Consider the following 20,780-nt stretch of genomic DNA (forward strand, 5'->3'; position numbering starts at 1 on the left):
TAAAAGACATTTCTGTGATTATTGGCATGGAATATTATAAAAAGGTAACATGAGCTTAATTGACCGTTTCAGGAAATATATTTATTATTGTGAAAAAACAGAGCTTTTGATGATGCAGGACTAAATGCCTCCTAAATGAATGAATATGTTGACGATAAGAATTTGGCTATATCCTTAAGGAATAGTGATAAGGAAGCCTTTCGGGAAGTGTTCGATCGCTACCACCGCAAAGTATACCAATTTGCCTATAGCTTTCTCAAAGATAGCGCCCAAAGTGAAGACGTCGTACAGGAAGCTTTTCTACAATTTTGGCTGTATCGCCAGAATCTTGCTGTAGACGTCCCGATTGCTCCTCTCCTCTTTACAATGACGCGCCGGGTTATCCTGAATTACTGGAGAAAATGTGCGACTTCCGACAAGTTCAGGCAACAACTATTGCAGGCATTCGAGCAGGCGAGTAACGATACAGAAGCCTATGTCGTCTCCCGGGACATAGAGCGGATATCCGAAGAAGCCCTACAGCTATTAACCGAGCAACAACGGACCATTTTTCTTCTGAGCCGGGAGGAAGGATTAACCTACGCAGAGATTGCAGAACAACTGCATATCTCACGGAATACCGTTAAATACCACCTGACGAATGCCTTAAATACTTTCCGCCAGCACTTTGCAAAATACGGCATCCTTTACTCGTACTTCGTCCTATTTTATTTCGCTGATTTATAGCGCATTGAAAAAAATATTTTTTTTTGACTACCCACTCCCCGCCTTTATGTGAATTATTATATATGCAGCCCTTATGGAGTCGCTGCGTTTATTACAATCGATTAATATAGGCAAATGGAAAAGAGAAAACTGAAGCAATTATTAAAGGCGTATCAAGAAGGGACGATCAAAAAAAATGATCTGATCACTTTGCTGGACTATATTGCTATCGACAAAAACGAAACACAGGTCGATCAATTACTCGCCGAGCTTATGGAAGATATGAAGGAGGACCCGGCATTGCCTGTCGCATCCGACCGCCTGTATGAACGTATCGTTACCCATCCCCAATTCCGGTCAAAGCCCGGAAATGTCGTACGGTTATACTACCGTTTGGCCGCCGCGGTCGCTGTGTTATTGGTTTTAATTGGCGGAGTCTGGTGGTACACAACGCAATATCGAAACCACGATGAGAACCATTATACGGCACGTACAGTAACGACCAAACCAACAGACAAACTTTTACTAAAAACAAGCAAGGGCCAGATCATCGAGCTTGATCAGTTAACTCCCGAAGGCACAGGTATTCCAACCATCCAATTTGCCGATCAAGAAGGATTAGTCTATAGCGAGGATGGAAATGAGGCCATGCAAGAGGAGCACACGATCATAACACCGAAAGGACGTCAATATCATATCGTGCTATCGGACGGCACCAAAGTATGGCTCAATAGTGCAACAACAATTACATTTCCGGCTCACTTTAAAGGAGATCTCCGGGAAGTTGAATTAGATGGAGAAGCCTATTTTGAGGTAAAAAAAGCCATTGATTGGCCCTTTACTGTACAGACCTACACACAAAGCATTGAAGTGTTAGGTACACATTTCAATGTCAATGCCTATCGTGAGGACGATGTAGCGTACACGACTTTGCTTGAAGGAAAGGTACGCCTATCCTCCGGAAAAAACAAAATCATATTACACCCCGGACAGCAGGCAAAAAGTACAACCGCGTCCTCCGTACCGGAGGTCAGAAATATGGAGGCAAAGGATGCGATAGCCTGGAAAGACGACATGTTTATATTCAACAACGAGGAAATCCAACAAGCCATGCGCCAGATCAGCCGATGGTATGATGTGGAGGTCGTCTATCGCAATGGCATGGAAGGAAAACGCATTGGTGGAAGTGTTTCCCGCTTCGAAAATATCACCGAATTAATGGGTGCACTGCAAGCCACCGGTCTGTTGCATTATGAAATGAAAGGAGGGACTATTATCATTAGCGAATAGCACGTAAAGAACACTAAAAAGCCGGATACGGGCCAACGTATCCAGCAAAATAACATGCAGCCCGAAGGTTGCAAAAGTTTATAAAAACCGAGTTACCAATTTCATAAACTATAACAAATGTATAAAAAACTTACTACAAAGTTTTGTGACTACGCATTATTCTATTTACCGTTAAAACGAATTTTTATGCGACTAATCGTCATACTTTTGGTTGTCGGAATGCACCTCAGCGCCTTTGCCGTTGCGCAAAAAGTAACGCTGAATCATAAAAATGCAGAACTGGCCACCGTGCTTAAAGAAATAAAAAAGCAGACGGGATATAATTTCCTATATGATGCAGATGCTATCAACAAAGCTTCAAAAATCACATTAAATGCACAAGATGTCAACATCAAAGAGGTGTTAGACCATTGCTTTAAGAACCTATCCTTACAGTATGTAATACAGGGCAAGAATATCATTATCTCACGGAGAACTAACAAAAACTTCACTGAATCGGAGATCATGGAGGTTCAACAACGTACAATCCAAGGAACCGTTCGCAACGAGAAAGGCGCCCCCCTAGTAGGTGTCAGTATACTGGTCAAAGGCACTACGACCGGAACGAGTACTGATAGGCAAGGTTTTTACACGATTACACTACCTAAAGAAAACAGTGTGCTGATATTCAGCTCGATGGGGTATGCGACACAAGAAGCCAATGTACTGGACAGAACAGAACTATCTGTCATGCTAAAAGAACAAAGCAGCGACTTAGAGGAAGTCGTGATTGTAGGATATGGAACGCAGAAAAAATCGAGTGTTACAGGGGCCCTATCCGTACTAAACATGCGTGACAAAGAAAATCAGCCACATACAAACGTTAGCCAAGCTTTACACGGAGTATCCGGATTGTGGGTAAATCAAGCTGGTGGGAAACCAGGACAAGACGTCGGATCGATAAAAGTACGTGGCATAGGAACATTGAACAATAGCAACCCCTTAGTACTAGTTGATGGAATCGAGTACAACATGAACGATGTGAATCCCGAGTTTATCGAGAGCGTTACGGTACTGAAAGATGCATCAGCAGCAATTTATGGTTCTCGGGCGGCTAACGGGGTTATTTTAATCACCACAAAGCAAGGGGTAAGAGGTAGGAGGAAGATTAACTACAGCTATTCTCACGGCTTTCAGAAGGCTACTGCTCTCCCTGATGTGGAGTGGGATGCTATTAAATATATGGAGTTGAAGAATACAGCCCTACGGAATGAGGGGAAAACAGCTGTGGATTATAGCGATGAGCTGATTGAAGCTTATAGGCAAGGGATGGATTATGACCCTTTGGCCTATCCTAGTGTTAATTGGTTTGATGAGGTATTGACCACAGGTATACTACAACAGCATAATCTAAGTTTTTCGGGTGGTAGTGATGCCATCACATATAATTTGGCTGCCGGTTACAGTAACCATGATGGGATATTGATTGCAGCCAATAACGCCAAGCGATATTCGATCAATATGAATATAACCGCGAATATATCTGATAAGTTTAAAATCGGCGGTAATTTTATTGGCAATTATAGACGATATACAGAACCCGCCCAAGGAGCTGATGCCACAGACTATTATTTTAATCGGCTAATGCGTGCTTTACCTATATATGGTACATATCTGCCCGACGGACGGTATGCTAATTTAGCAGTAACCACGCCAAGTAGATCGGGAGCCGAGAACTTAATCCAGTATCTAAAGGAGGGGACAGACATACATACGCCACAACGTTTATTAGCGAAAGTCTTTGCAGAATATCAGTTACCATTTCATATTAACTACAATTTTAATATAGCATTAGATAAGTTAGATGGTTATTCTCATAAATTTGAACCCATCTTGGTGGCCTACAACCCACAGACATGGACACCTGGATATGCCCAAGCCAATGCGAGCGCCGAAAGCTATAATGAAAATCTGATTCACCCAACGATATATCATTCATTGGACTGGGAACAATTGATAGGTGATAAGCATAATCTCTCGGTTATGTTGGGCCAAAGTTATGAGCGATATAATCGACGGACAATAACCGCTAGAACAGAAGGGTATTTTGACAATACGCTGGAAGATTTGAACGCCGGTTCGTTGAACCCTAAAGTTTCCGGCGGTAGTTCCGAAGATATATTGGCGTCTTATTTTGGGCGGTTGGGATACGACTATCAAGAGAAATATCTTTTAGAGGCTACGTTTCGATACGATGGATCGTCTAGATTTGCTCCGGAAAAGCGGTGGGGATTCTTTCCTGCTATGTTAGTCGGCTGGCGTATAGATAAAGAACCTTTTTTCGAATATCTTTCTAATAAAATCAACTTCTTAAAGTTAAGGGGTTCAGTAGGAACTATGGGAAATCAACAAACCGTCAGTCTGTACGGTTATATGAACACCGTTGTTTTAAATCAAGATTATAATTTCAACGATATGATTTCTTCGGGTGCTGCTGTCACATCACAGGGAAACCCCAATATTACTTGGGAGCGTACGACCACCTATAATGCAGGTGCTGATTTTGAAGTGAACAACGGCAAATTCGGTGGTAGCTTAGACATATATAAAAGAAGGACGGTGGATATTTTGAGAGCAGTCGGGATTCCGGGCCAAGTCGGTGCTTTGGCCGGCCCGATCATGAATGTAGGAGTGGTTGACAATAAGGGTTATGAGGTTTTGTTGTATCACCGGAGTGCGGTTGGTGCATTTTCTTATAAGCTGAACGGGAGCGTTGGTTATGTTACGAATAAAGTGGTCGACTTAGACGGCGAAACGATAATCAATGGTAGACGAATCATAAAAGAGGGGTTTCCCATTGACGCTTATTATCTACTGGAAGCAGATGGGATTTATCAGAATATAGAAGAGGTTCAAAATAGTGTCACAACCAGCGGAGCGGTTAAACCGGGCTATATCCGATATATCGACCACAACAATGATCGAGTTATCGATGGAGAAGACAGAGTTATTATCGGCAGCTCTATACCGCGATATACCTATTCCTTTGGTCTGGATGTTAGCTATAAGAATATCAGTTTGAATACATTTTTCCAAGGTGTGGCCGGTGTTAATATTTATCCCACTGCCAATCTTGCTTTTCCATTTAATAACGGGGCAGGTGTAACAAAAGAATGGGAGACCGATGCGTGGACACCGGAGCATAGAAATGCTCGATTGCCAATACTAACGACGGCTACTGGGGCGACCGAAAATTTTCAAAATTCAACATTCTGGCTAAAGGATGCCTCTTATCTGCGCTTAAAGAATATTCAGGTCAATTATCGCTTACCGAAAGATTGGTTAACAGCTTTATCTCTAACGAACCTTACGGTATTTGCAAACGGAAACAATCTGTTTACTTTTTCGAAGTTTAAAATGTTTGACCCCGAAAAAAATATAGGCAAGGATAACCTATACGAATATCCGTCTTTGAAAACATATAGCTTCGGTTTAAACGTAACTTTTTAGGCAAATTAAAGTCAAAACGATGAAGAATATCAAAATACATCTATATCTTTTTACCTTTCTACTAACATTATGGGGCTGTACAACAAATAGTTTGGATACCATACCCCAGGATAGGTATACAGACCAGAATTTTTGGACAACACAGAAAAACGCCATGGCTGCGTTGACAGGATGTTATGCTGTACTCAGGAATCCAGGTATGTTTGACGGTGGGCAGGCTACAGCACTATTGGAGGAGACAGCTACTCCTAATGCCTATAATTATACAAATAGAATGGGTTACGGGGTGATAGCACTAGGCACCCATACGAATTCAAACGCTGTTATCTTTAACGCTAGATGGGTGGATAGCTACCGCGGAATCGGTCGATGCAATAACCTTTTGGATAAAATTGATGCAGTTCCGATGGATGATGGTCTTAGAACAAGGATGAAGGCTGAAGCTAAGTTTTTACGGGCATTTTATTACACGATGCTAACCACTTACTTTGGTTCTGTGCCACTGATATTGGAAGCTCCCGATACAGAAAAGCATGGCAAATTGCCGAAAACGGAACGTCGTAAAATAATCACGCAGATCGTAAATGATTTAGACGACGCATCAGCTATTCTTCCCCCTATATATACATCTAATGATATTGGACGGGCGACTAAAGGTGCGGCATTAGCACTAAAGGCACGTGTACTACTTTTTGAGGCAAGCCCACTTAATAACTCAGGAGACCCTGCTAATCCCACTGGTGATGTATTGAAGTGGAAAGCGGCTGCCGATGCAGCGAAAGCCGTTATTGATATGGCACCTGAAGCCGGTTACGATCTGTTTCCGAATTATAGAAGGCTTTTTATGCCTGAAAATGAAAATAGTGTGGAATGTATTTTTGACGTTCAGTTTAAGGCACCTGAACAAGGGAGTTCATTTGACGTTGAAAATCGGCAATGGAATGAAAATGCACCTCTTCAAGATCTTATAGATGCTTACGAAATGTTACCCGGTTTTACTTATAATGCAGCGCAACCGTATGCGAATAGAGACCTCCGGATGTATCAAACAATCGTGTTTCCCGGAGACACGTATATGGGGTCGATAACAACACATACGGCACCTTTTAAGAATACCGGATACGGTGTGAAAAAATATAGTATTTATGATGCCGAACCAAATAGCAATATCATTAATGAAAATCGATCAGAAATTAACTATATGGTTATTCGCTATGCCGATGTCTTGCTGATGTATGCCGAAGCAATGAACGAAGCCTTAGCAAGCCCCGATGCAGATATCAATATCACAAATATTTATAGTGCAGTCAATAAAATACGGCAACGAGGAGGGCTTCTGCCAATCGGTTCGGGGAAGACTAAGGTTGAAATGAGGGAAATTATACGCCAAGAGAGAAGAGTGGAGTTTGCCTGTGAGGGCCTATATTATAATGATATTCGCCGCTGGAGAACGGCCGAATCGGTATTAAATGCCACCATTTACAATAGTCAAGGACAACCCATTGTAAAACGGTCATTTGATGCGGGTAAAGATTATTGGTGGCCGGTTCCATTGACCCAGTCAGACCTTAATCCAAATTTAAAATAATTAGATATATAAACAAGAGATGCAAATAAAGTTAATGCATATTCAATTATTTGTCTCTCTCAGTCTTAAGAAAAATAATCATATGAAAATGAAGTTGTTAACGATCAATTGTTTGACGGTTTTATTATTGTTTTTGAATGTTAGCTGCATAAAAGATAAGCCCTTTTATCCAGGTGAGCGCAAACCCGATATTGAAGAGACTAATGATGAGGATTATACGGATTTAACCCAAAAGTTGATAAATACCAAAAAAGTAATTTCTAAGGTAATTAAGGATACTACTTTTCAAGTAACGGAAGGTGTAGAGGCAACGGAAATTCGCTATACCAACTTGGAAGATAAATCCATGCAGTTATTTATCTTAGCTATTGATCTCAAGCTGGGTAATTTAACCCTTAAGGTAGCAACACCGTTTGACCAGACAGCATTCACCACACAAACGGTTTTGGATATGGCAGAAATGATAAATACGTCTGAGAATGTTGTGATAGGGGGTATAAATGGTGATTTTTACAATATTTCTACGTTGATTCCACGCGGTATTGTGCATAAGAACGGAGATATTATTAAAGACACATTTAGTGATAACACGGATGCACCACAACAAGGCCTTAGTTTTTTTGGTGTTTTAGATGATGGAAAACCGTATATAGGTGATAAAAGCGAATATGAGGCGATGGCTGGCCGGTTGAATGAAGCTTTAGGAGGAGGAATCGTCTTTTTGAAAGATAAAAATATTATTACACAAAGCATCACCAATATAGATCCACGTACTGCGATCGGTTATACCGAAGATGATATCGTGTATTTTTTGGTAGCCGATGGTAGAAATCCGATCTATTCGAATGGCCTTACTTATGCCGAGCTTTCAATTATTATGAAAGCTTTTGATGTCAAAGATGCGGTTAATCTAGATGGCGGAGGGTCGTCTACGTTCATGATTAAAAATCCGATTTCGAAATCTTTAGAGGTTAGAAACCAACCTTCCGACGGAGCTGATCGGGCAGTTGCTAATGCGTGGTTGGTTATATCAAGTAAGAATCAATAAAAATAGATATGAAAAAGATAATAGTATTTTTCTTCGCCATATGTACATTGGCGGGCTGTAGAGATGATAAAGAACCTAATTTGTGGTCACCTCCTGAACCTGTAATCGTCAGTATCCAGCCAGACCGAGGATCTGAAGAAACAGTTGTGACGATTTCGGGTCGAAAGTTTAGTGGATCAGTATTGAATAATTTAGTTAAGATTAATGGTGTAGAAGCAACTGTCATCGAAGCTACAGATAATCTCTTAAAGGTTATTGTTCCACCTCATGTCGGTTCTGGGCCTGTTACAGTGACAGTAAACGGTCATGAAGGCGTTGGCCCTGTGTTCACTTATATGGAAAAAATACGCAAATACATGGTGAGTACTTTTGCAGGAAGCACTGCGGGATTGGCCAATGGGATAGGTACGAGTGCAAAATTTCAACACCCCAATTCTATTGCTATCGATGCGTTCGATAACCTGATTGTTAGTGACCGAACAAATCATACTATTCGGAAAATAACACCAGAGGGTGTTGTCACGACAATAGCTGGAAATGGTGTGATCGGGAGCGCAGACGGCTCCCCTGGACAGTTTAATTTCCCGTGGGATGTGATTATTAATGCACATGGGGATATGATTGTCGCAGATAAGGCAAACCATAAAATCAGAAAAATAACACCGGCTGGTGTGGTCAGCACAATTGCAGGAGACGGAACAACTGGGGCTAAGGAAGGTGTGCCTGGGAGTTTTAATAACCCGATGTATGTTGCCAGCGATGCTGCGGGTAATATTTATGTTGCTGATAGAAACAATAATAAAATAAGGAAAGTGACCGCGGATGGACAAGTGAGTACATTTGCAGGAGATGGCGGAACTACAATGTTGAATCAACCACATGGAATCGCTTTTGATCAAAATGGAAATCTTATTGTTGTAGACCAAAAGAACTATAGAATAAAGATGATAAGTCCAACGGGTGAAATAAACAACATTGCTGGAACGGGAACAAAAGGCTATACAGATGGCGAGCTTGGCAAACCGCTAACGGCACAGATTGGTGACGTTTTTGGATTGACGATAGACGCCGAAGGTAATATTTTATTTGCAGATGCTTCCAATGTTCGGATCCGTATGATTGTTGTAAAAGAACCGGGTAAATACGATGATGCGGATGTTCTCACCATTGCAGGGACCGGAGCAACAGGTAAGATTGATGGAGTGGGGGCAAGCGCTACATTTAATAATCCCTACCATGTCGCTGTAGACTCTAAGGGTACTATCTATGTAGCGGATGCTAGTAACCATTTAGTTCGAAAAATAGTTTATCAATAATCTCATTTCAAATGCTGATAAGTTTCTATCTTTAAAAAGGGTGAGTAAATCATGTAATCTGAAAGTTAAACTTTCAAATTACATACTTTTATCGTTATCCTTGTGTATAATAACACGTGGTAGTTTAATCCAATTCGACTAAAGCAAGCTACCTCTTCGGGCATTTCAGGTACCTGTTCTATCCAAGGAGCTACCGTTATAAGTGTGACAGCTACCTGTTTTACTGAACAAGCTACCTCTTCGAGCGTTCCAGGTAGCTGTTCTATCCGAGGAGCTACCTCTTCGAGCATTCCAGGTAGCTGTTTTACCAAAACAGCTAGCGCTATAAGCAGGACTGCTACCTGTTTTACCGAGCAAGCTACCTCTTCGAGCATTCCAGGTAGCTGTTTTACCAAAACAGCTAGCGCTATAAGCAGGACTGCTACCTGTTTTACCGAGCAAGCTACCTCTTCGAGCATTTCAGGTAGCTGTTTTACCAAAACAGCTAGCGCTATAAGCAGGACTGCTACCTGTTTTACCGCGCAAGCTACCTCTTCCGGCATTTCAGCTAACAGTTCTACCAAAACAGCTAACAGACCGATGTCAGGATTCATGACACCTGTTTTATCAAAAAACCTGCTTAACAACCTAACCAAAGCCGATTTTAAGCAAAAAATCTGTTCAAAAAGACCAAAAAAAGGTGTAAAAATGAGACAGCGAGCAGTTAACCCTACCCCCCGAATTGGTCTCATTTTTACACCTTTGCGCTGTTCTTGTACTGCACGTACAACGGGGTTAAAACCAAATTTTAAACATCAAAAAGAAAAGACAAGCCTGATTTGGTGATAAAAATTGTCGACCCGAAATATTAAATAGTTATCTTTAGCATATCATTATAGATTAACCGATTGTATTGAAAACCGCGAAAACAGCTACACATGACATAGCAGCTATCTGGGATGCTGCCATTGCCGCCGTGCATCCCGCGACGTTAATGCAGCGGCATGTTGTGGTAGACAGCGACGGTCTGCGCATTGCCGGAACAAAATTGCCCCGGCATTCCTTTCATAAGATTTACCTTATCGGCGTAGGAAAAGCTTCGGCCGCTATGGCCGTAGAGGTCGAAAGAATTTTAGGATCCCACCTGACAGCGGGTTTGGTAACCGTAAAGCACGGACATGCACTTGCCGGGGAAAGGATACGCATATTGGCTGCCTCGCACCCTGTGCCCGATGAGTCTTCCGTTTATGCGGTGGCCGAGACGCTGGAATTTCTGAAGCAGGTGACGGAAGAGGATGTTGTCATCTTCCTGTTGAGCGGTGGGGCTTCCTCCTTATGGTGCGATATCCCCCCGGAACTGCGTATGCAGGAGCTTAGCCTTACCTACGATGTCTTGATAAGATCAGGTGCTCCGATTGAGGAGATCAACAAGATCCGCAAACATCTGTCGTTGGTGAAAGGTGGACAGCTACCCCGTTATTGTAAGGGAAGATTGTTTTCACTGGTGATCAGTGACGTTCCGGGCGATGACCTGAGCAGTATCGGCAGTGCACCGACTTATCCGGATACGTCCACTTTTGCGGAAGCCTTGGCGATATTAAGCCGTTATGATACCTCATCAGAAATTCCAAAAAATGTGATACGGTATTTAGAAAACGGAGCAAGTGGGCTGATACCGGAAAATCCAAAGCCGGATGATCCGATTTTTTCCAGGGTAACCAATACGATCGTGGGGTCCAGCCGGGTAGCGCTTTCGGCAGCGGCAAAGGCTGCAGAAAGGCTTGGGTATCACGTGTACCTGTCCGACCGGCTCATTACGGGGAATACGGAATCGGAAGCCCGGCAATTCGTTGGTCAATTCGTAGCAGGTGATATAGACAGGCCCTGCTGTTTCATACAGGGCGGGGAAACGGTCATCCATGTTACAGGTAACGGAAAAGGGGGACGCAACCAGCATTTCGCCTTAGTTGCCCTGGTGGAACTCAGCCGGTTAAGAAGCGAAATAGGTGCCGATAATGTCGTGCTGCTGAGCTGCGGTACGGATGGCACGGACGGGCCTACGGATGCCGCCGGTGCTATCGTTAGTTTTGAGACCCTGGATAACATAGCCCGTACCGGTATCGCTGCAGAGCGTTATCTTGCAGACCATGATTCCTACCGTTTCTTCCAAGAGGTAGGAGGACTTGTCCGTACGGGCCCTACGCAGACCAATGTGATGGATATACAGATGATGATCGTCGTTTAAAAACAAAGAGCTGTTATGTACGCAATAATGATTTTATTAGTGGCTGTCGGTTTCGTGATCTGGAGCACGGCCCATAAGAAACTGAACCCCTTTTTTGCTCTGGCTCTGGCCGCGCTGGGTGTAGGGCTGTTGAGCGGAATCGCCCTGGATGAGGTGGTCAGGCAGATGAAGGCCGGCTTCGGCCATACCATGGAGAAGGTAGGCGTACTGATCATACTGGGCACGACCTTAGGGATCCTGCTGGAAAAGACGGGAGCAACCGTGAGCATGGCCGAATATATCCTGAAAAAGGTATCCGAAAAGAACGCTCCGCTCGGCATTGCCCTGACCGGTTATATCATCGGCTTTCCTATCTTCTGCGACAGCGGCTTTATAGTACTCAACGGGATCAACCATTCCATCGTCAAACGGACGCACTGGACGATGATCGTTATGGCTACTGCCCTGGGCACTTCCCTGTATGCCGTACACTGCCTTGTGCCGCCACACCCCGGTATTACGGTAGCTGTCGAGACGGTAGGTGGAGATTTCGGGACGATCATTCTGGTGGGGGCGCTGCTTTCTGTCCCTGCGGCCGCTGTGGGGCTGTTGTATGCCTATTGGGGAGGCAAACGTGTTGCCGATGACTATACACGACCTGTTGAAGATGACGAGGAAATAAGTGTCCGGCGAAAACTACCGCATGTCGGTCTGTCCTTTATCCCGGTTGTACTGCCGGTGTTACTGATCGGATCAGGTGCATCTGTTAAGCTATTGATGGACACGGCGGCGGGTATTGGTCCCATCGGCCATGCCGTCATGTTTATAGGCGATCCCATCATCGCTTTAGGTATAGGCGTGGTCGCGGCATTGTTTCTGCTGAAGAAAGAAGACAAAGGGCAGCTATCGCACTGGATGACGGAAGGTGTGGAGAAGGCAGGTGGGATTTTGGCGATCATCGGTGCAGGTGGTATGTTCGGTGAGATACTCCAACGCTCCGGAGTAGCGGGTGATCTGGGCAATATGTTGACGGGAGCATCGTTGGGTGTCTTTTTTCCTTTCCTCATCGCAGCCTTTCTAAAGACGGCACAGGGATCGTCCACCGTTGCGGTTATTACGGCCGCGGCGTTGGTCACGCCGCTGTTGAAAGATCTGGGTCTGGATACGTCCTTGGAGATCACTATGGCCATTCTCAGCCTTGGCGCAGGCAGTATGTGCGTGAGCCATACCAATGATGCCTACTTCTGGGTGATCAACCGTTTTTCGAATCTGAGCACTGCCTCGACCTTAAAGGTCTATTCCGTAGCCACCTTGCTGATGGGGGTAGTAACACAGCTGTTGATATGGGCTATCTTGTTGGTTTTTTAACAAAGCGCAGTAAAAACGCCTGTTGTATTTGGCGAATTCAAAGCTTTTTATCTAAGTTTATACTTCAAAGTATAAATCACAAGCCGACATGTTGTATCAACCGGATAAATTAGATCTCAAGATATTGCGCCTGCTTCAGGAAAACGGTCGTATTACCAACCTGCAGCTGGCTACGAATATAGGTCTTTCGCCCGCCCCTACACTGGAACGGGTCCGCAAGCTCGAAAATTCAGGATTTATCAAAAGCTACCATGCTTTTGTCGATGAAGAAAAATTGGGGCTGGGAATCAAATCTTTCATTCAGGTGTCATTGGATTTCCACACCCAGAATGCTATTCCCGATTTTGTCGAAGCGGTAAAAGCTATCCCGGAGGTCACCGAATGCCACCACGTCACGGGCAACTGCGACTTTATACTGAAAGTGTATGTGAAAGATATCAAGGCCTATGAGTCGGTCATTATGGATAAGATTTCAAAAATTCCATTTGTCAAAACATTTCAGACCATGATGATCATGTCTACATCGAAAAAGGAACCTATAGTCCCGTTGGAATACTAAACTCAAACACTTGTCGACAACAGCCTCATACAACGATTTTGCGATAATATTGACTTGGCCAGACGCAACTATCCGAGGGGACGAACAGTGGATGATGTTTTTCAAAAAAATCGGTATAGTCAAGAATCTCAATTTCAAGGTTGGACACACGGGAATCGTTATCATCAACCACCATAATGGTGAAATGCTTTTCTACGACTTCGGACGGTATATTACGCCAAGAGGCTTCGGACGGGCCCGTTCAAAATTTTCGGATCCCCTGTTGGAAATCAAAACGAAAGCAAAAATCAGTGATAGCAAGATTCAAAACTTAGAAGAGATCGTTGCTCACTTCGAGGAATTGAAACCCTTTATGTATGGTGAAGGAAAGTTGTATTTCTCTATTGTCGAAGGTATCAACTTTGAAAAAGCGAAGCAATATGGTGATGACTGCGTTATTCAGGGCACTTATCCTTATGGAGCAGTGGCACGCAATAACAACAATTGTTCGCGTTTCATCACGCGGATGTTGTTAAAGTCTTCCCGGCAATTTCACTTTTGGCATGGCCTCAATCTGCCCGAAACCATCAAATCCAGTCCGATAAGTAATATTGTGAATGCGTCTACGAAGCGAATAGTTTATTCCTACCTGCCCCAGGAGGGGTTAAAGTGTTTCCGAATGAACAGGTGGCAATCTCTCTTATTCTTGATAAAACAACTTGGCGACAACGTAAAAACAAAAAAAGCCAATCTTCTTCCCACGGATCAGATTATCGGTGCGGTAAAGTTCAAGTCAAAACCTATAAATATACCTGCAGATGCGACGTACCTCGGCGGGGTTAGTGATGGGGCGTGGTATATAGGGCATTACGACGAGGATAATGAACTATTTACGATTAAACGTTTTACGAGCTATGGCCGATTGGAATATGTTGTCCAAGGTACAGCTTCTGCACCTTTCAATGCCCAAGAACCCTGGACTATAACGTATGATAGCCATCTTCTTTTTACCCACATTGACCAAAACGGTGTAAAAATAAGAATTGATCATAACGCACAACTCCCTATGGAGGGATATCAATACGAATACATTAAAGAACGATATGCTTAGGCCAACTTCCAATCGATAGGCTCCTTTCCTTGCCCAGCAAGATAGATGTTGGCCTGAGAGAAATGCTTACAACCGAAGAAACCGCGATGGGCAGACAATGGGGAAGGGTGTACAGATTTAAGTACAAGGTGTTTACTATGATCGATCAGCATAGCTTTCCGTTGTGCATAAGCACCCCACAACAAGAAAACAACGCCTTCTCTATCTGCCGAGATCCGGGCTATAATGCTGTCGGTAAATTGTTCCCAACCGTGTCCTTGATGGGAAGCCGCTTCATGAGCACGAACAGTCAGGGTCGCATTCAGAAGGAGCACACCTTCTTTAGCCCATTTTGTCAGATCGCCCGAAACAGGTATCTGGAAACCCGGGATATCTGTCACGAGCTCAGCAAAGATATTACGCAGCGACGGCGGATGGGCAATTCCATCCGGTACCGAAAAGGATAATCCGTGCGCTTGCCCCACATTATGATAGGGATCCTGTCCTAAGATGACAACTTTTATCTGATCAAAAGGAGTCAGGCGAAAGGCATTAAAAACGAGATCCTGCGGTGGGAAAACATGCCCTCTGCTCCGCTCCTGCTGTATGAAAGTCGATAGCCGCTTCATGTAATCCTGCTCAAATAAAGGCCCTAGGATAGGTGCCCAACTCTCATCATATTTTTTTCCCATACTTCCAAAAATACATTTTTTACATTTCTTCGTCAACTAAGTCGACCAAACCAGGTCAATCGGATCTTGCGTTATGCAGGTAGCACAAGCTCTCCGTTTGGCTAAAATGCCGCCAATGTTGCATCAGCCCCTCTACCACCAGCGCAAACCCTGATGCCTGCTGAAGCAGTAGCCAGATGCGGGTTGCAGGAGGAAGCACTACCATTGTAGCATCTGGGTACAGCGGCGAGTTTATGGATCAATGTTTGTTTTTAATTGTATCCATGAGTTCACTTCGTTCAGTTTTTGCCTATCTTTTTTGCGGAAAAAAAGTAGGGCCATGTCGCGGCAGCGACGGAGAGGATGAGCGGTGGCAAAAAAAATGATGAAGACCCGACTGCCCTGGACCAAACAACGTTATTGTATATGAATGGAAATTTAGCTATTTTTGCACTTCTGAATTAACACGAAATAACATGTCAAATATCGTCCGCATCATATTAAGCTCCCTTCTGCTTATCGGCACAGTAGCCTTGTTTTGGTTTGGTCACTGGGGTTGGGGTATTTTAGGTATTTTACTTACAATCTTAGCTTGGGTTACCGTATTTTTTAACGAAAACATGCTTATTGCACAGTGGTTTTTCCGCAAACAAAATGTTGCAAGTGCTGAAAAATGGTTAAAGAAAATCAAAAGTTACGAGAAGCAGTTGATTTCGGCACAACATGGTTATTATCACTTGCTATTGGGACTTATCGAGTCACAACGTGCCCCTATGCAATCTGAAAAATTCTTTAGAAAAGCTTTATCCTTGGGTTTGCACATGGACCACAATGTGGCTTTAGCAAAACTCAGCCTGGCAGGTGTAGCCATGGCCAAACGCAATAAGCGTGAAGCGGAAAAGCTATTACAGGAAGCAAAAAGAGCCGATAAAAATAAACTTCTGGCTGATCAGATCAAAATGATGAAAGATCAGATGGGACTGATGGATAAGCAGCAGTTCCGCTATTCCAGATAAGTGAAAGAATTCCGTTTTTTATTCCCGCTACCCAACGAATCACATATAGGGTTGGCATCGATTTTATCACATGAGATTCAATTTATGACGCCTACCCGAAATAATTTGGAATGTACAGCGTAATAAAGATATCCATCTTCTTTTACTTCCGCAAAACGGACTCCTACTAAAGACGGGTGTTGGTCTAAAACAGTCACTTCATTAATGGACGGATCTATACATAGTAACCTCCCATTACGCGTATCCACTCCATAGACCAGCCCATCCTGCCCTAATGTTTCACTTAATTTGATTCTCACGATATTGCCGTCCGGGTGTTTGACCGCTATCTTTTTTACAATTTTTCTATTTATCGGATCAAAAACAAACACTGTATCTCTTGCCGTACCATATATTAATCCATTTTTAGCTTGTACAGTTTTTTCATAAGAACCCACACCTGTGAGAGGCTTCCCTTTATAGGTTACTTTCTCGCTTGAAGGATCCCACAGAACAATATATGCCTCTTTCTCGGTTGGCTTCGCACTGGAGCCCCCTTTTATTGAAGATGTTAGAAAAAGTTCTCCTGTTTCTTTTACTGCTGTCACAGACAGCAAGCTTTGATTCGGCAGAATATCCCTGAAAACCTTAACTTCCAATGATTCCGGATTTACGCGAACCAACGTCCCCCCCAAATACCCCTTGATGGGCATCGTTGGACTATATATATAACCATCAGGACCAGTTATCAATTGATGTAGCCGCTCTTGTTTCGCTAAGCTATGTAAGTTAGCGACAAATTTTCGATTTGATGGCTTGCCGTCTTCATTTACCGTAAACGCGTCCACGAATCCTCCAGAATAACTCGCCATAAATAGCTGATTTTTATGAGCGAGAATGTCATATGTTTGAATACGTCCGCGTGTCAGTATGCCTAAATCCTCTATATTGCCGGTATGTAGGTCATAGGTAAAAATATTTCCAGGCTTCATCCCACTTCCATACAGTTTACCATTATAAATATCGCCGATGGCAAAAACTTCACGTGCGGCCGGTTTAAAAGCACTCTCCAGTATTGATCGCATTTTACTCTTTTCATTTTCCAAAACCAGATTACCCGATCGGTTCAGATATAACGCTCGCGTATCGTGATATAGATTATCTGGGGTAATAACCGCAGCCTTTTGTGTCTTGTTCAGGATAATTGCTTCTTCTGTGCAGAGAAAAGTTGTCCTTCCTCTTTTACCGTAAACACGTCCATCGGTTGCTTTCCATATCTGTGGTGCACCGTACGTCATCAGATTTTCCGGAAGAATCTGCTTCTTTTGTCCTGTTTTAGGATTATAAGACCACAATTCTCCATGCTGCATGCCAGTAGCAAAGTACACAATACCCTCAGTATCAGCTTCCAGATTGATCACGTATTCACTCCCTTTTGAAGAAGACACACGATCAATGACAGTTACCTCTTCTTTCACCGGGTTAAGTACCGAAACTGCTGCCCGGGGATATGTACCCACATAGATTAAACCTTCAGGCGAAACCGTATGGCTACTTTTCATCCAATACTTTGCTTGACTCGTTTCTCCGACCGTTTCTAACTTGTTCAAACGAATGTCATATTTGAAAAAACGCCCGGGCTTCCCCGAATACAGATAAATATACTCATCAGAACCTTTAAACAACAGTAGCGCATTTGCTTTCCCATATTCAGATAAGTCTACTTCTATAAGCCGACCGTCTTCCATGTGTACTCCTACGAGTGCGTTGCTCTCGGCATCGGTAAATGCGCCCCACGCTATTGGTCCAGTCACCTCATTTCTGGTGACAAATTCAATGTTCAATGGCACTCTAATGGGCTGCCCCAATTCTTCAAACGCATAAGTTTTTTCTTGTGCAACGCAAAAATTCCAAAAACTTAAAACGAGTAGGCAGACAGACGACACTATGCCTTTATTTATCATATTTTTATTCGATTTTCTTAAAAATTTTTAATTTTATAACTCATGGCTCCCAATCGAAAGGAGGTATTGTGGAGTCAAATATGTTTGTAATATCGACTGTGCCCGTCCATCCTAATGATTCAGCACCATACAATACGCCAGAATTTATGGACACATGCTTATCGTAAATTCCATCGTATGAATTGTCTGCAATTCTGATCTTACTTACATCAAGACCAAAATTATCCTTCAAAAGTTTCACTTTTTCAGGTTTGGTACCATTTTCTAATATTGCACCCTCTTCTGCCGTTAATAGATAGTTGTATTCTGTAGGAGAAAAGCCTGTATGTCTGAATTGAATGGCATAACGTGTGTTTTGAAATACGTTGCCCGTAAAGGAATAGTTTACTCCAAAATACTCATCTCCGGGATCAACATCATTATAATTAGGAATAGAAATAAAAGCGGCACCGATCCATCCTTCATCACGTTTAAAGGTGCAGTTCTTAACCATAGCGAAATCACTTCTATCTCTAAACCGAACATATTCTCCGGTACAATTTTCAAAATGACAATCAATAACATTAATACGATTGGGACCATATGCATGGTACATCATGTGGGCCCCAGTGCCATTACCAATACGTCTAAATGTACAATTCTTATAGGTAACATCGGTCGTTCCTTCGTAATGACATCCAGTTGCACCATATTCTGTCCCACGCATGTCGGTCCAAGTACAGTTTTCGATAAGGATATTCTTGGAGGGAGGAAATCCGCTCGGAGTCCTTACGGCAACCACATAATTTATAGCACCATCCCCCATAAAATGAAAATCACTAAAAGTAATGTTCTGAGCACCGTGAAAACTAACAAGGGTATTTCTTTTTTCATACCCTGGCAACACGGGGAAATTTACACTTTTCCCACCCCTGAGGATCAGCCGGTGTTCCGGGTGCCCAATCCGTTCAAAAGCAAGCCCTTTTTCTACATAAGCCCGCTCATAATATCCTTTCACAAATTGAACTTCCACCGGTTTCGATAGAAGCTGTTTACGTATACCGTCCCAGAAAACAGCTGATAGAAAATCAGCTGCATTCTCTTCCGAACTCCCGTCTCCTATTCCCCGCGGTGACGGAGCTACGTAGTAATGAGCGGAATTTTCCGTTCCGGGGTTATCTCCACCTGTTTCTATATCCGGATTATCCTTAGCGGAACATCCAGTAAACAAAACAAAACCCAATAAAATATAAGAATTAATTTTTTTTATAGTCTTCATCGTATTCATGTATTTTTATAATTTAAATCTTCACTTCTTCTAAACAAGATCGTTGTATTCATAATCCTATTCCAAAGGACCGCTAATTGCCCAAGTAACCAAAGGCTTATCCCGCAATCCCGTATTGCCTCTAAACGTGATCTTTGTCCCGGAACTTACAGGAACAGCAACGTCCCGATCAGTTTCGCCGATAACAACGATATTCAAGTCTTCGCTGTCCACACCGACCACTCTACCGTCTTCCACACTCTTTACCAACACTTTTCCGAGCGTCCAATTTCTTGGGGTGCCCGCATCTGGGCGATAGGTGTATGTAAATGCTACATATATGGGTGTACTCGGTTTCATATAAGGATCCAAATTTTTGATTCCCGATGCCAGATCACTGGTTCCGGTGGCTATGTCAAATTCTTCGGTAATATCTGTCCAGGTAGCGTCACCTATATTCTCCTCGTCATAAACACCGTTAAAATCTGTAGAAACTAAAACAGCAAACTGACCCTCTTGGGTTCCATACTGCACTTTTGTTTCAAAGGAAAGCTCAAGCGGATCTTCTACAAAAACCGCCATCTCGGTCTCAAACGGCTCAAAGTCTGTGTAAAAGGTATCCAAAGCCAATGAATCAGGTTTAAATGCCGAGCGCATTTCAAAACTGCCGCCGTTCGGAAAGTCATACAATATATCAGTTTCGACGCCCCGAGCAATTGGATGAGTAATTAATTCATTATGTATATTAAGATACTTCACCTCCGAATACAGTAGTGTCTCCTCAGCCGCCGCCAACGACAATTCCAATTGATCACCTCTGAGCGACGTTGCTTCCCGAACCAACCGATTAAGCAGTGTCCGATTATATAGCGGACCATACACTTTACCAACAACCGACGACAGGACGGAAGTGTTGCCGTCTTTATCATAAAGAAAGACTTCGAACTCATGAGTTTCCTCAGTTAGATCATCAATAATTAACCTAACGGTGTCGACATCCTCTGTTTTCACCAGATTCCCCAACAACGAATCTTGCCTGTTATTCCAATATACTTTATAGGAAGACACCGAAGGGTCGGACATCAAGAGCCATGAAAGCTCTGCACGTCGGTCTCCTCCTCTGAGGTGTAATGAATCTGCTTTACCTACATAGGTAATTTCTCCATCTCCGATAAACTGCTTATAATTATCGTCCAATTTTTTACAGCTCGATACGAAGAATACCAAGACGCATAATATCAAAAATAATCTTTTCATGTTTTTCTATTT

At 43.1% G+C, this 20,780-nt stretch carries 17 protein-coding genes; 11 read left to right on the top strand and 6 right to left on the bottom strand.

Translation table 11 applies throughout. From position 1 onward, the window contains the following. The first annotated feature begins 135 nt into the window (after positions 1 to 135). The 6 genes from G5B30_RS02710 to G5B30_RS02735 all read left to right on the top strand — a co-directional run bounded on the left by G5B30_RS02710 (position 136) and on the right by G5B30_RS02735 (position 9,436). Positions 136 to 726 (top strand): RNA polymerase sigma factor, encoded by a 591-nt coding sequence (locus G5B30_RS02710; protein WP_165318433.1) that lies wholly within the window; start codon positions 136 to 138, stop codon positions 724 to 726. A gap of 114 nt (positions 727 to 840) precedes the next feature. Then, a complete protein-coding gene (locus G5B30_RS02715) occupies positions 841 to 1,995 on the top strand; it encodes a FecR family protein (RefSeq protein WP_165318434.1) in 1,155 nt (384 codons plus the stop codon). A gap of 186 nt (positions 1,996 to 2,181) precedes the next feature. Further along, positions 2,182 to 5,484, top strand: coding sequence for a TonB-dependent receptor (locus tag G5B30_RS02720; protein WP_240903079.1), 3,303 nt, complete (start codon positions 2,182 to 2,184; stop codon positions 5,482 to 5,484). Positions 5,485 to 5,503: 19 nt separating this feature from the next. Further along, positions 5,504 to 7,072, top strand: coding sequence for a RagB/SusD family nutrient uptake outer membrane protein (locus G5B30_RS02725; protein WP_165318436.1), 1,569 nt, complete (start codon positions 5,504 to 5,506; stop codon positions 7,070 to 7,072). A gap of 88 nt (positions 7,073 to 7,160) precedes the next feature. Next, positions 7,161 to 8,120, top strand: a complete 960-nt coding sequence (locus tag G5B30_RS02730) for a phosphodiester glycosidase family protein (protein WP_165318437.1) — start codon at positions 7,161 to 7,163, stop codon at positions 8,118 to 8,120. A gap of 8 nt (positions 8,121 to 8,128) precedes the next feature. Beyond that, positions 8,129 to 9,436, top strand: coding sequence for an IPT/TIG domain-containing protein (locus G5B30_RS02735; RefSeq protein WP_165318438.1), 1,308 nt, complete (start codon positions 8,129 to 8,131; stop codon positions 9,434 to 9,436). Positions 9,437 to 9,501: 65 nt separating this feature from the next. Here G5B30_RS02735 and G5B30_RS02740 read toward each other — a convergent pair whose 3' ends face one another. Further along, a complete protein-coding gene (locus tag G5B30_RS02740; protein WP_165318439.1) occupies positions 9,502 to 10,029 on the bottom strand; it encodes a hypothetical protein in 528 nt (175 codons plus the stop codon). A 299-nt stretch (positions 10,030 to 10,328) separates the two neighbouring features. Here G5B30_RS02740 and G5B30_RS02745 point away from each other — a divergent pair, with 299 nt between their 5' ends. From G5B30_RS02745 to G5B30_RS02760, 4 genes are all read left to right on the top strand, one after another. Continuing rightward, positions 10,329 to 11,660: a glycerate kinase gene (locus tag G5B30_RS02745; RefSeq protein WP_165318440.1), complete on the top strand. Its 1,332-nt coding sequence runs from the start codon at positions 10,329 to 10,331 to the stop codon at positions 11,658 to 11,660. Between the two features lie 15 nt (positions 11,661 to 11,675). Next, the gene (locus tag G5B30_RS02750) at positions 11,676 to 13,007 is read left to right on the top strand and encodes a GntP family permease (protein ID WP_165318441.1); all 1,332 of its coding nucleotides are present in this window, start codon (positions 11,676 to 11,678) and stop codon (positions 13,005 to 13,007) included. 88 nt (positions 13,008 to 13,095) lie between these two features. Next, on the top strand, positions 13,096 to 13,566 hold the full coding sequence (locus tag G5B30_RS02755; protein WP_165318442.1) for an Lrp/AsnC family transcriptional regulator: 471 nt from the start codon (positions 13,096 to 13,098) through the stop codon (positions 13,564 to 13,566). A gap of 10 nt (positions 13,567 to 13,576) precedes the next feature. Next, positions 13,577 to 14,656: a DUF6695 family protein gene (locus G5B30_RS02760; protein WP_165318443.1), complete on the top strand. Its 1,080-nt coding sequence runs from the start codon at positions 13,577 to 13,579 to the stop codon at positions 14,654 to 14,656. Here G5B30_RS02760 and ung read toward each other — a convergent pair. Beyond that, positions 14,653 to 15,327 (bottom strand): uracil-DNA glycosylase, encoded by a 675-nt coding sequence (gene ung, locus G5B30_RS02765; RefSeq protein ID WP_165318444.1) that lies wholly within the window; start codon positions 15,325 to 15,327, stop codon positions 14,653 to 14,655. The two genes, G5B30_RS02760 and ung, sit on opposite strands and share 4 nt — an antisense overlap. 101 nt (positions 15,328 to 15,428) lie before the next feature. Continuing rightward, positions 15,429 to 15,569 carry a hypothetical protein gene (locus tag G5B30_RS02770; protein WP_165318445.1) on the bottom strand — a complete coding sequence of 47 codons (141 nt, stop codon included), beginning with the start codon at positions 15,567 to 15,569 and terminating at the stop codon, positions 15,429 to 15,431. Between the two features lie 213 nt (positions 15,570 to 15,782). Here G5B30_RS02770 and G5B30_RS02775 point away from each other — a divergent pair, with 213 nt between their 5' ends. Continuing rightward, positions 15,783 to 16,322: a DUF2892 domain-containing protein gene (locus tag G5B30_RS02775; protein WP_165318446.1), complete on the top strand. Its 540-nt coding sequence runs from the start codon at positions 15,783 to 15,785 to the stop codon at positions 16,320 to 16,322. 77 nt (positions 16,323 to 16,399) lie between these two features. Here G5B30_RS02775 and G5B30_RS02780 read toward each other — a convergent pair whose 3' ends face one another. The 3 genes from G5B30_RS02780 to G5B30_RS02790 all read right to left on the bottom strand — a co-directional run bounded on the left by G5B30_RS02780 (position 16,400) and on the right by G5B30_RS02790 (position 20,768). Further along, complete coding sequence (locus tag G5B30_RS02780) at positions 16,400 to 18,265, bottom strand: hypothetical protein (RefSeq protein ID WP_165318447.1); 1,866 nt, start codon at positions 18,263 to 18,265, stop codon at positions 16,400 to 16,402. Between the two features lie 40 nt (positions 18,266 to 18,305). After that, on the bottom strand, positions 18,306 to 19,523 hold the full coding sequence (locus tag G5B30_RS02785) for a hypothetical protein (RefSeq protein ID WP_165318448.1): 1,218 nt from the start codon (positions 19,521 to 19,523) through the stop codon (positions 18,306 to 18,308). Positions 19,524 to 19,589: 66 nt separating this feature from the next. Further along, complete coding sequence (locus G5B30_RS02790) at positions 19,590 to 20,768, bottom strand: DUF4998 domain-containing protein (RefSeq protein WP_165318449.1); 1,179 nt, start codon at positions 20,766 to 20,768, stop codon at positions 19,590 to 19,592. Between the last annotated feature and the right edge of the window lie 12 nt (positions 20,769 to 20,780).

Origin of the sequence: Sphingobacterium sp. SGG-5, from assembly GCF_011043525.1 — a bacterium.
Taxonomy (GTDB): Bacteria; Bacteroidota; Bacteroidia; order Sphingobacteriales; family Sphingobacteriaceae; genus Sphingobacterium.